At 55.8% G+C, this 12,014-nt stretch carries 12 protein-coding genes and 1 pseudogene; 4 read left to right on the top strand and 9 right to left on the bottom strand.

Features of this window, described 5'->3' with window-relative positions; translation table 11 throughout:
- The first annotated feature begins 79 nt into the window (after nt 1-79).
- The 3 genes from folD (at nt 80) to H9S92_RS07775 (ending at nt 2,950) form a co-directional block, all read left to right on the top strand.
- Nucleotides 80-958 carry a bifunctional methylenetetrahydrofolate dehydrogenase/methenyltetrahydrofolate cyclohydrolase FolD gene (gene folD, locus H9S92_RS07785; RefSeq protein WP_187466148.1) on the top strand — a complete coding sequence of 293 codons (879 nt, stop codon included), beginning with the start codon at nt 80-82 and terminating at the stop codon, nt 956-958.
- 289 nt (nt 959-1,247) lie between these two features.
- Nucleotides 1,248-2,102 (top strand): hypothetical protein, encoded by an 855-nt coding sequence (locus tag H9S92_RS07780; RefSeq protein ID WP_187466147.1) that lies wholly within the window; start codon nt 1,248-1,250, stop codon nt 2,100-2,102.
- A gap of 143 nt (nt 2,103-2,245) precedes the next feature.
- Nucleotides 2,246-2,950 (top strand): M48 family metalloprotease, encoded by a 705-nt coding sequence (locus H9S92_RS07775; RefSeq protein WP_187466146.1) that lies wholly within the window; start codon nt 2,246-2,248, stop codon nt 2,948-2,950.
- 254 nt (nt 2,951-3,204) lie between these two features.
- On the opposite strand, the gene H9S92_RS07770 is transcribed toward H9S92_RS07775, so the two are convergent.
- From H9S92_RS07770 to H9S92_RS07730, 9 genes are all read right to left on the bottom strand, one after another.
- On the bottom strand, nt 3,205-5,286 hold the full coding sequence (locus tag H9S92_RS07770; protein ID WP_187466145.1) for a S9 family peptidase: 2,082 nt from the start codon (nt 5,284-5,286) through the stop codon (nt 3,205-3,207).
- A gap of 135 nt (nt 5,287-5,421) precedes the next feature.
- Nucleotides 5,422-5,961, bottom strand: coding sequence for a KdsC family phosphatase (locus H9S92_RS07765; RefSeq protein ID WP_187466144.1), 540 nt, complete (start codon nt 5,959-5,961; stop codon nt 5,422-5,424).
- 31 nt (nt 5,962-5,992) lie between these two features.
- Nucleotides 5,993-6,238, bottom strand: a complete 246-nt coding sequence (gene iscX, locus H9S92_RS07760; protein ID WP_187466143.1) for a Fe-S cluster assembly protein IscX — start codon at nt 6,236-6,238, stop codon at nt 5,993-5,995.
- Nucleotides 6,239-6,355: 117 nt separating this feature from the next.
- The gene (locus tag H9S92_RS07755; protein WP_187466142.1) at nt 6,356-6,697 is read right to left on the bottom strand and encodes a 2Fe-2S iron-sulfur cluster-binding protein; all 342 of its coding nucleotides are present in this window, start codon (nt 6,695-6,697) and stop codon (nt 6,356-6,358) included.
- Between the two features lie 489 nt (nt 6,698-7,186).
- On the bottom strand, nt 7,187-7,597 hold the full coding sequence (locus tag H9S92_RS07750; RefSeq protein WP_222936021.1) for a group I intron-associated PD-(D/E)XK endonuclease: 411 nt from the start codon (nt 7,595-7,597) through the stop codon (nt 7,187-7,189).
- Nucleotides 7,598-7,748: 151 nt separating this feature from the next.
- Nucleotides 7,749-8,084, bottom strand: coding sequence for a 2Fe-2S iron-sulfur cluster-binding protein (locus tag H9S92_RS07745; RefSeq protein WP_187466141.1), 336 nt, complete (start codon nt 8,082-8,084; stop codon nt 7,749-7,751).
- Nucleotides 8,085-8,322: 238 nt separating this feature from the next.
- Nucleotides 8,323-9,000, bottom strand: coding sequence for a class I SAM-dependent methyltransferase (locus H9S92_RS07740; RefSeq protein ID WP_246463731.1), 678 nt, complete (start codon nt 8,998-9,000; stop codon nt 8,323-8,325).
- Between the two features lie 230 nt (nt 9,001-9,230).
- On the bottom strand, nt 9,231-9,863 hold the full coding sequence (locus H9S92_RS07735; RefSeq protein ID WP_187466139.1) for a hypothetical protein: 633 nt from the start codon (nt 9,861-9,863) through the stop codon (nt 9,231-9,233).
- 12 nt (nt 9,864-9,875) lie between these two features.
- Nucleotides 9,876-11,627 (bottom strand): T9SS type A sorting domain-containing protein, encoded by a 1,752-nt coding sequence (locus H9S92_RS07730; RefSeq protein ID WP_187466138.1) that lies wholly within the window; start codon nt 11,625-11,627, stop codon nt 9,876-9,878.
- A gap of 140 nt (nt 11,628-11,767) precedes the next feature.
- Between H9S92_RS07730 and H9S92_RS07725 the strand changes: the two are divergent.
- Nucleotides 11,768-12,014 (top strand): annotated as a pseudogene (locus H9S92_RS07725) (transposase); the annotation flags it as partial.

Raw genomic sequence — 12,014 nt, 5'->3', positions numbered from 1 at the left:
CGTGCCAACGAAATGACGCAGGCGGCCTTGCGACAAAAACGAATTGTGCGGCTATCTTTGGCGCAAAACGAATTTGCCCATGCAAGTATTGGACGGAAAAGCCCTCGCCGAGACAATTAAGGAAGAATTGCGCCAGGAGGTGGACCAAATCCGCCTGGCGGGGGGTAAAATCCCCCACCTGGCCGCCGTTTTGGTGGGTGCTGACCCCGCTTCCGAAGTGTACGTCCGCAATAAAGTGCAAAGTTGCGAGCAGGTCGGCTTCCAGTCTACCCTCATCCGCCGGGGCAGCGAAACGACGCAGGAGGAGGTCCTGGAGATTGTCCGGCGGCTTAACGATGACCCCGACGTGGACGGCTTCATCGTCCAGTTGCCCCTGCCCAAACACATTGATGAGGACACCGTAAACCTCGCCATCCGTCCGGAAAAAGACGTTGATGGCTTCACTCCCGTCAACATCGGCCGCATGACCCTGGGGCTGCCGGCCTACCTGCCCGCCACCCCCAATGGCATCATGACGATGCTCGAGCGCTACGGCATCGAGACCGAAGGCAAGGAGGTGGTGGTGCTGGGGCGCTCCAATATCGTCGGTACGCCGATGAGTATTCTGTTGAGCCGCAAGGGCAATCCCGGTAACGCCACCGTTACGCTCTGCCACAGCCGCACCCAGGATATGGCCGCCCACACCCGCCGCGCCGACATCCTCATCGCCGCCATCGGCATCCCCGAAATGGTGACGGCCGAGCTGGTAAAACCCGGCGCGGTGGTTATTGACGTAGGCATCAACCGCGTCGAAGACGCTTCGCGCAGTCGCGGCTTCCGTTTGTGTGGCGACGTTGATTACGCCAGCCTGGAGCCGATCGTCAGTGCGATGACGCCCGTCCCCGGTGGGGTGGGCCCGATGACGGTCGTCAGTTTGCTGATGAATACCCTCAAGGCGAGCAAAGGCCGTCTTTCCTAAGGGCGCCGTTTGGTTAGGGCGCGGCCGCAGGTGCCGGGGAAGGTTGGAGGCGGTGTTGGACTGGCCCCTGAACATTCGATCATGTTCGAAAGTACCCCGGTCGCCGCAAAAAACCACCAAAAACTCCTCTCAGTCACCCCCAACTCCTCCTATTGCCAAGCCCCTTCTTTTTTCCGGCAACAAAATTCCGTACCTTGCCGGGGCATTTTACCTCTTCGGCGGGCGTATGGACTTCGGGTTCGCTGGCCAGCGTGGAGGTACCTAAGTACTGATCCAAATAGTCTTCCCCTTGAAATCCTTATTACTCACCTTGTTGTCCCTGGCAACGACGGCGGCGTGCTTCGCGCAACGCACGGGCGATAGCCTCTACTTTTTATTGCCCCGCGATACCCTGCATCTGCGTTTCGATGCAGGTACCGGCCAACTCCTCTTCGATCACTACCTCTCCACGGGCCAAAGCCTCTACGGAACTGCCAAATTCTACGGCCTGGGGCTGGAGGATGTCTACCTTCTCAACCCCCAGCTCCGGACCGCTTACAAGCCCGGCGACCGGGTGCGCGTACCCATCCCCAAACGGGCCATCCGGACCAACATTTCCCGCGACAGCTCGGCCTGGTTTGCCCCCGTGCGCTACCAATTGGGGCCCGGCGAAACGCTGTTCGGACTCGCCCGCCGCACCCTGGGCTGGGCCGATGAATCCATCCTCCTGCGGCTCAATCCCGGCCTGAACCCCCAGGCCTTGTCTGCCAGCACCGTCCTGAACCTCGGCTATTGCAAAATCGACGGCATCCCCCCCGAGTGGCAGGGAGAACTGGAAGATCCCTACGTCCGCCAAAACCGGGGGCTCCGCGAACTATGGGAACAGTACACCCCCGGCAAAAAACTCAACAGTACCAACGGAAAGGCGGCCTGGACCAAAAAAGGCGACACCAGCAAATGGATGGCCCTCCACCGCACCGCACCGCTCAACAGCCTGATTGAAATTGATGACCCGCGCAGCCGCAAGAAACTCTACGCCCGCGTCGTAGGGCGCATCCCCGAACAGATTTACGGACCCAACGTAATTGTCGTAGTCAGTCCGCTACTGGCTAAAGCTTTTGGCGTCCGGGATAACGAATTTTACGTACGCACGCGGTATTTTTGACAATAAATTGATAAAACATTGTGTGCTCTTACGCTGCTTGGCGTAATTATATTTTGGTTAACAAATAGCTTGCAATTTTTAAGTTGGGTGAAGTGGTTTTGTGGGGGAGTGTTTAAGCTATCCAACCAAAAACCGATAACCCGATGAAATCTGTCACCCTATTCCGTATTGCCCCGGCGCTGCTGGCCTTTTCCTGTTCGTGGCCCCTCGCCCCCCCTGGCCCGGAGGCCGCCGTCTCCTACGCTGAAGTGGGGGAAGTTTCCATGCCGGTGGCCAGTTGTGCCCTCGATACCAATTTCGAACTCGTCCACCACACCGGCCGCCGCTACCTGCGCTACCTGGTAGATCAGCTGGCTCCCGGTACCGGCCGCCCTGCCGAAAGTTATTCCGTGGAGATCATGCGCGACCGCCGTGGCCTCCAACAGATTAATGCCATGACGTGCTCTTCGAGCCGCCTCATTTGGGTAAGCGATAAGGCCTACCAAGAGCTGCTCAACCACGAGGTGGCACTAGCCTTCATCGTCGCCCACGAACTGGCCCACGGCGGAGATCTTCGTCCGGGTAACGTTTATGCCACCAACGTGACCCTCGCCGAACGCGAACTGCTGCAGATCCTCACCTACCGCCAACGCTCCGAGGTGGTGGCCGATCAACACGCGCTCGATCTGATGGTCCGCGCCGGCTACTCCGCACCGGAGGTCGTTGCCGCCGCCGCCTTCATCCTTTCCCGCCCGGGTGCCGAGCATCTCCTGCCCGCCAGCGCTACCCACCCGGCTGGCTACGACCGCCTGCAATTGCTGGAATACTACGCCGCCCGCCAGTACGGGGCAACGGTAGTCGCGCGGTAAGGGCTGGTTGAAGCTTTGGGCTTGCTGCCGTGCAACTGATTTTGTCAAGAGCGCCGTTAATAACGTGAGGTTGGGCCCTTGCAATAACCACAACTAACTGATATTCAAAGGCTGTCAGAGGGCAGTTCGGTAGTTTTGTACTTCGGTAGTGGATTACGTCCTCACTACCGAACTACAGAACTACCAAACTTAATCGTCTGATAATCAGCGGTCATTTACGTTACTACTTCCCAACCTTACCTCAATTTGGCCGCCTACTCCACCTCCAGGGTACTCCGGTAAATCAACCACGCATAATCCCGCGCAATTTCCCGGATGGCATCAAAGCGCCCCGAAGCTCCACCGTGGCCCGCCTCCATATTGGTGTGGAGCAGGATTTGGGCGTCGTTGGTCTTCAGTTCACGCAGTTTGGCCACCCATTTGGCAGGCTCCCAGTACTGCACCTGGCTATCGTGCAGGCCCGTTGTCACCAACATCGGAGGATAGGCTTTTGCGGTCACCTGATCGTACGGACTGTAGCTGAGAATGTATTCGTAGTATTCCGGGAGGTTGGGGTTGCCCCATTCGTCGTATTCGCCCGTCGTCAGGGGGATGCTATTGTCCAGCATGGTCGTCACCACATCCACGAACGGGACGGCCGCGACGATGCCCGCCCACAGTTCAGGGCGCAGGTTAACCACCGCACCCATTAGCAAGCCGCCGGCGCTACCACCCATGGCAAAGAGTTTCTTCGGAGCTGCGTACTTCCGGGTGATGAGCCACTCGCCAGCCGCGATGAAGTCGGTAAAGGTGTTCATCTTCTTCAACAACTTACCGTCGTCATACCAGTGCCGCCCCATTTCCTCCCCACCGCGGATGTGGGCAATGGCGTACACAAAGCCCCGGTCCAGCAGGGACAGCCGCGCAATGCTGAAGTAAGGATCCAGACTGTGTCCGTAGCTGCCGTAGGCGTAGAGGAGGGTGGGGGAGGTACCGTCCAGCGGCGTATCCCGGTGGTAGACAATGCTGAGGGGAATACGGGTCCCGTCGCTGGCCACCGCAAATTGCCTTTCGCTGGTGTAAAACATCGGGTCAAAATCCCCCAGCACGGGTTGCCGCTTCAGCAGGGTGCGCTCGTGGGTGCGCAGGTGATAATCGTAAGTGCTCGGCGGCGTCGTCATGCTCTGGTAGCCGAAACGGAGCAGCTCCGTGTCGAATTCCAGGTTCTGGGTCGTGTAGGCCATATAGGCCCCGTCCTTAAACTCCAGGTAATGGTCTTCGTTCGTTCCCGGCCGGGGAGTGGCGAGATCTTCCGGATTCGTCGGGGTGGGGAGGTCCAGCACCCGCAACTGCGTCAGGCCATCCTTGCGCTCACTCAGCACGATGAAGTGGCGGAAGACGTCAATGCCCTCCAATAGTACGTCCGCGCGGTGGGGAATGACGGTGCGCCAGTGCGCCTTGCCCGTTTGCGTTTCGGGCGTGACCATGAGCTGGAAGTTCTTCGCATTCAGGTTGGTCAGTACGTAAAAGCGCTCTTCAATGTGCTCAATGCTGTACTCGAGTTCCCGCTCCCGGGGCTGAAAAACCCGTGGTTCGCCGGTAGGATCATCCGCCCGCAGCAGGTGGTACTCCATGCTCAGGGTCTGGGCAGAACCCAGAATGATGTATTTCATGGACTGTGAGCGGTAGACAAAAGCCCGGAAGGTGTCGTCGGACTCTTCGTAGATCACCACGTCGTCTTGCGGGGCCGTCCCCAGGCGGTGGCGCATGATCTTATAGGGGCGCAGGGCTTCGTCTTTGACGGAGTAGAAAAGATATTGACCATCCGCACTCCATACCGATCCGCCAGTGGTGTTGGGGATTTGATCGGGCAGGTACTGCCCCGTCAGCAGGTCTTTGATGTGGAGGGTATACACCCGGCGGCCGATGGTGTCCTCGCCGTAGGCCACGTAACGATTGTCGTCGCTCACGTTCAGCCCCGTAACTTCGTAGTAATCGTACGGGGCGGCCATCTCGTTGATGTGCAGCACCATTTCCTCATTCGAACCATCTACCGGGGTACGCACGTAGCTGGGATACTGTTCCCCGATGGCGTAACGCGTCTGGTAGCGGTAGCCGCGCCGAACGTAAGGGACGCTGGCATCATCTTCCTTGATCCGGCCCTTGATTTCCTGAAACAGGGTCTCGCGGAGGGGCTCCTGCTCCTTGGTTTGGGCGGCAAAATAGGCGTTTTCAGCTTCCAGATGGGCAATTACCTCGGGGTCTTCCCGCTGGTTGAGCCAGTAGTAATCGTCGATTCGGTCATGACCGTGGATGCTGAGGAGCTTGGGTTGCTTTTTGGCGATCGGGGCCTGCATATTGGAAACTTAAGGAGTGCAAATTAGGGGCGCTACCCATTGGCAGCGCACAAAGATAAACTTCTTCAGGGCGCGGCCGCAGGTGCCAGCGCAGTCTCCCAAGGGGAAGAGCTGGGGAGGTCCGTTACGGCGGGGTCAACCGCCGTTGGCCAGGGCCTTTTCTTCTTCGTCGGGGATCCAGTGCCCGTTGAGGCGCAAGGTGCGTTCAATGACGTCGCGCACCGCACCCGCCCCTCCGTTGGCGTGGCTGACGTAGGTGGCCACGGAGAGGATTTCCGGGCAGGCGTCCCGCGGGCAAGCCGGGAGCCCCACCAGGCGCATCACTTCGTAGTCGGGTACGTCATCACCCATGTAGAGCACATTTTCGTAAGTGATGTCTTCGTCGTACAGCTCCATAAAGGCGCGGTAGGCGTCCAGTTTGTTGCTGATGCTGTGGTAGATGTTGACCACGCCCAGATCCCGCAGGCGACTAACCACCCCCTCGCTTTTGCCGCCGGTGATGATGGCCACCCGGTAGCCCATGTCAACGGCCCGGCGGATGGCGTAGCCGTCGCGCACGCTCATGTGCCGCAGCAGTTTACCGTCCTCCATGACCAATACCTGGGAATTGGTCAATACCCCATCAACGTCAAAGATGAAGGTGTTGATGGTCTCGAATTTTTCCAGTTCGTTCATCGACGTGAGCGATTAATGGGCCAGGCGAAAGCTACTGGTTTTCCCGCCATTCGTACACCCAGCGGGCCTGGATTTGTTCCAGGTGCTCTTCCGTAGAGCCTTCGCGGGTTCCCGTAAAGCTCGGAATTTCCAGAATCCACTCCAGCAGGTCCGTGAAGCGAATGCGGTAGATGCGGTCTTGGCCAAACTCGTCGCCGAAGCGGTCGTAAAGGGCCATGGCGATGTCTTCGTGGTCGGCCCAGCCGAAAGGAAAGTCATCAAAATCTTTAAAACTCATGTGTGTTTAGTATTTTTGGTTAAACATTCGGGTGTGGGCGGGGATTAGTGGGAGCGGGAAGGGCCGCCCAAAGCCGCCCTCCTCAACTCCCTTGGAGCCGAATGCCGGGGAAAAACATCAATGTTCGTGGCCAATGATCTGGCGCTGGTCGGGGATCTCTACCTCAATGACGGCGTCTTCGTCCAGGATGACGGCCTGGCAACCCAGGCGGCTTTCGATGCGGGGGTTGATGGCCCGGTCGATAAAATCTTCTTCCTTGTCGCTGATCTCTTCCAGGGATTCACCGCCGCTGTGTACGTAGATGTGGCAGGTACTACAGGCACAAACCTCCCCGCAATTGTGGTTCAGGTGGATGCCGTTTTCTTCCGTTACCTCCAGAATACTGACGTCCGCGGGAACATTTTCGACGGTCTTGGGGGAAATGCTTTTGTCTTCGAAAGTGAATTTAACGGTTGCCATGGTGGGTTATCTTTTTGAAGCAGCAGGAGCGGGCCTGGGCCGGTTGCGCAAGCGCTGAAAACCGGAGCTTGGCATATCCTGACTTGCTCTAATGCCTGGTGAAGGAGATTGGTTGAATGCCCCGCCAACTAAGGCCTGCAAAGCGGGCTGCCAGCATGGTTGCTGCGCTCCCGGGCAGGGGCAAAAAGAAAAGCCGTCGTCGAACACTGTCGACAACGGCTTTCTATGTAGCGGGGACAGGACTCGAACCTGTGACCTTCGGGTTATGCTTACCACTATAGCTTTCGCTACGCTCGTCACCGGATTGTGACGAATTTGATGGTCTGGACTTTCTCTTCACCGGCAACTTAATGCTACGGTGTTCACCATAAAGTCTCTACACCTTCCTGCTGTTTCCAGCGGGCTTGGCTCGGGATTACCATACTAAAGGCTTCCCCGAATTTGATGAAATTCACCCCAGAGTTTCCTCTGGGGCAGCCCATTGTTCTATTAAGTTCCAAGCTTCACGAAACTCCGCAGAACGCGGTTTTCGCTGACGCTTGCGGATTCGACTAAGTGTATCTCCGATCCGAAACCCGTAAACGCTGCACAAGGCATGACGTAGAATACATCAAGTTCGTTGATGTAGGCGATGGCAAAGTCAAAATCCGCAAGAGAATAATTTGACCTGACCATTTCCCGGCGGTTTGTTTTGGTGCGACGGTTATCGACAACGTAGTTGCCTTTAACTTCATCAAACCAGGCAAATTTTACCTGCACCTTGACTAACCTACCTTTCACGTCCAATACTAAATCGTAAGGGAGCCAATCTCCTACTGGCCGCAGTACTCCCCAACCCCTTCGCAGAGATTGAAGTACAACAGCCTGTTCGGCGATGTCGCCACGTTGTTTAGTAAACACGCTAACTGGTTTTAATAGAACAGTTCTTGAGCCCGACGAGCTACCAACTGCTCCACCCCGCGATGTTAATTTTGTTGTCCCTTCGTTAAGGGGCTGCAAATATACAGACAGTTTTGGAACTGCAAAAGTTTTCTGCGTCTTTTGGAAAAATTTATTCTTCGGCCTCCGGAGCCAGCTGGACGCGCAGGCCGTCAAGGGCGGGCGTAATGCGCAGCTGGCAGCCCAGGCGGGAGTTGCTCTCTACGAAGAAGGCCTGGTCGAGCATATCCTCCTCATCGCCACCCATCGCGGGCAGCTCCGTGTCCGAAAGCACGTAACAGTGGCAGGTACTGCACAGGGCCATGCCGCCGCAAGTACCTTTCACGGGAAGTTCGTAGGCCTTGCAGACCTCCATCAGGTTCATGTTCATGTCGGTGGGGGCTTCCAGCTCGTGGGCTTCGCCGAAGCGATCCACTACAGTGATGGTAACGAGTCCGTCTTCAGTCATCGGGCTTGCTTTTTTAGTGCGGCGGCGCAAAGGTAGCGCAAAACCCGGACCGACAAAGATGAAGGGGTAGCCGGGCTTCAACTCGCCCCGACCCCCCGGTACTGTCGCGGCTTCAGCCCGACCCCCTGGTACTGTCGCGGCTTCAGCCCGACCCAGAGATTGCCCAAGGTACTGTCGCGGCTTCAGCCCGACCCCCAACACCGCAGTCCAAGGTATTGTCGCGGCTTCAGCCCGACCCCTAAGACGGAAGGTCGCCCACTGGCTTCCGCAGCCGAACCAACCGGACGCGCTGCTCAGTACCATTGAGGGCCACCGTAGTAAAGACTTCACCAAGCACTGCAAAACCAGCGGCGCTGAAGCCTTCCAGGAACTCCCGGGCAATCTTCCGCCCCGGCTCCGTGAGCCAACATTCTCCACCTGGGACCAACAAACGGTGAATGGTGTGGTAGAGGGGTTGAAAAAAGCGGCTTTCGTAGGCGACGTCGGCGGCCAAGACGAGGTCGTACTGCACATCCTGCGGTGGGTCGCGCCAGTCGAGGCGGAGAAATGCTGCCTGGGCATTGGCCTGGTTGAGCGCCAGGTTGTGGCGGGCAAAATCCAGGGCGTCCGTAACGTAATCAGTGAAAGTGACTTTCCCGCCCCGGAGGACTGCTGCGATGCCGGGCAGGCCCAGTCCACAGCCCAACTCAATGACGCGGGTGTTGGGCCAGTCCTGGTCGGCCGTGGCCACGTATTCGCCAAGGGCCAGGGCGCTGTGCCAGAGATCGGCCCAGTAGGGGAGCACCTCGTCTTGGTAGTCGGGGTCGCTGGCGCCCCGGGCGATGAGGGCATCGAGCAAGGCTTCGCTGTCGGCTACCGTATCCAATTGGAGGGTGTAGGGCCCGAGCGAAAAAGTACGGCGTTGGGTGGCGAGCATCACGTGGGGTGGGGTTGGCGGCGGGGCGAAGGTAACACACTCGGGGTGTTGACCTGCCTTTCTCCCCGTCCCTAACCTGGCACCTGCGGCCGCGCAAATGCTCCCCCTTTTGGGGCCGGGGGCCTAATGCTTAGATAGGCCATCTTTTGTAGGGCAGCCTGGTGCTTCTCACGAAGATCTTCGCGCAAGAAGCGCCAGGGTGTACCCTGCGCAGCCCATCGGGGAGACCTCTAGTTCAAGCGGTGCCAAGTCATGGGATAGCGTTCGTATTTCACGGGTGGAAAACCGTTTTCACCTGGGTTGGTACAACCCGAGGTAGTAACGTAGCCTTGGATGGTATTCTCATTCACTAAACGCCCTCTAAATAGGGCAATGCAGGAACAACAGCCCTCAATGTAGTGATAGGTAACCATTTGCCTGGTGATTGGATAGATCCCCAAGGTGTCAGGATTAAACGGCGAGCGTGTCAATGTTACGCTCGGCCCGATGCTATGGTCACCACCCCGGGCATAGGACCAGCCCCGGAAAGAGATGGCCCTTTCGGGCAAGTTTTCCCAATCCAAATCACGCCATTGTTGTCCGTTCAACGCCACCACCATGGTATCGCTAATTGGGGTAACATCATACGTCACCCAAGAATCCGTATACTGTGGGTTGATGCAGAAGCTGGGGCCGATGGTCAGGGCGGGATCGTTGCAAATGCACTCTCCCCCTTCGCAGGTAGACCCAATCCGGCATTGCCGGCCTTCGCAAGGGTCGCTCAGGTTGCTTCCATCAATGGGCTCACAGCCCGTGCATCCGGCCAGCATGAGCAAGAGGAAAGCCAAAGTGAGGTGCCGGAGAAACATTAATTGATTGGGCATGGCTGCTTGATTTTAGCGATTTTGGTGGACAAATTTGGCCACTTTGACTTTACCCTCTGTTGTGCGTACTACTGCCAAGTAAATACCTGCTGGCAGTTGGCGTCCAAGGTTCAGGATAGAACCTTGGCTTGAAAGATTGCCGTCATTGCCCTGCCAGACTCGCCTGCCCGCAATGTCAAATATGGAGACTTCGCTACTGTAACCGTCTACCATCAAATCTTGGAGAGATTGGAACGATGTGATCTTAGCAAAACGCTCGGGATCATTCTGAAGTACTTTTGGGTCATCTACAGAAATAGTATTTTCACAGATTGAGCTTGTCCTGACGTAGTGGCCAACTTGATCATCGGGGCGAATACGAAAATCATTGAATCCCCAAACATTAAAAAAACTTTGGGTAAGACCTCGCCAGGTGTTTTCAGAGATGCCGGAACTGGGATCATCCCCACTGATTGCCGATAAGGCATAGCTGGCCATTCCGGGTGTACAACACAATTCAGGGTCTCCATTATCATTTGTTTCGGCGGTGGCAAGCACTACACTCGCAAGCCTGAAGGAAGATAAAACGGAGGCATCCGCTTTCCACCTTCTTTGTCCAGCTACCCGCATACTGGCTCCAGACGAGATCATTACCTCAACTGGTTGGTTCACATTAAATCTAGCAATGAAGTTTACAGTACCAGCATTTCCTTGGGTAGGGGAAGTATTATTGTTGTCATCTAACAACTGAAAGACAGCAGAACGGCCATTTATATCACCTCCACAGCGACCAGTATAGGTTTGCCAAGGAGAATCGAAAATTTCGCTAAGTTTATCAAAGACATTGTTGGAATAGTACTGTTCAAAGCCCGTCCGAAGAACATCATCGGCAACGGGTTCTCCAGTGTTGATCAAGTCTCCAGCTTTAATGTACCGGTAAGCATAGTAGGCCAATTCAAGGAAGTCTACCACCGATGGTCTTGAGTAAGTAATGCCACATTCTGTAGTAGATCCGTTGATGCTCACGGCAATGTTTTGGTAATCTCCTATAGCGTAGGGATTGTTCGGATCATTCAAGTTTTCACTCAAAGGGTTGCCCACACTCAGCAAGGCAAAATCGATGGCTTCAGCTGCGGCGTTCTTATCGTTTGCACAAAAGAGACCTCCTTTGAAGACCTCGGCTTGACTCTTGGTGATTGAGTGGTACTGGGCTTGAAAACGTACTATTTTGTCCTCGTCGCACTCGCAATCCGTTTCAAGTGGGTTGTCGTCCTGATCAATGCATAAATAATTAAAGACCATGGAAGCAATGTTCGGGGCGGGCATTGTAATTTCGTAACCCTGATTGAAGTTTGCGACAATGTTGTCGTCTACTTCGGCATTCCAGGTAGCACCAAAGGGTGCGCGTGGGCAGCCGTCCTGACTTTGGCCCGTAAGGGCATTCCAGCGGGCGGGGCCTTCCATTCCCCAACCAGACCATACCCTCACGCTTCCTCCGCTTGGGTTAAAGGTGGTGCCCCTCGAGCCATAAAGCCCGTAAATAGACCTTCTACTGCCATTGTCGCTAATATGGTCGCGAGTAAGTTGGTAAGAATGGGCCATCTGAATAATACTACAACGGCAGGTAGCAGCATTTTTCGGTCCAGAGGGCACGGGGCCAGTGAATGGGTTATTGGCGTTGGGTACAAAAGCCAGCTCTTTGGGAAGCGGTTTACCGGAATAGAGTAGTTGTTGAATGAGGCTTGATTTTTGCACCGCAGTTAAAGTTACGTCTTCTCTTAGCAATGGTCCGTAGTGATTTTAGGCTAAAAATGGGCCAGTTTGGATGAAAACGGACAAGTACATATCTTGGAAGTTACCAAACACACCAAGCTATGACTTGTCCTACGAAGACTCGCGCCCTCGCTCGCACAATTATACAGCAAATGGATGACATTGGCGTCTGGCAACGAGATTTTTTACTTGACTTGTTCGACTTGTGGCTGTGTATCCACGGCCGCTACAACTTCACTCACCTTGCCCGCTACGACGAACGCGACGAGAGTACGTTTCGGCACAATTTCGCTAGATCTTTTGATTTTTTTCAACTCAACTTGCTCCTAGTCAAGCAACATCTGAGTAAAGACAGGGTTATTGCTTTCGACCCCTGCTACATCACTAAAAGTGGTAAGT

This window comes from Neolewinella lacunae (assembly GCF_014349155.1).
Lineage (GTDB): Bacteria > Bacteroidota > Bacteroidia > Chitinophagales > Saprospiraceae > Neolewinella > Neolewinella lacunae.
This window is presented reverse-complemented; position numbering and strand designations above follow the sequence as displayed.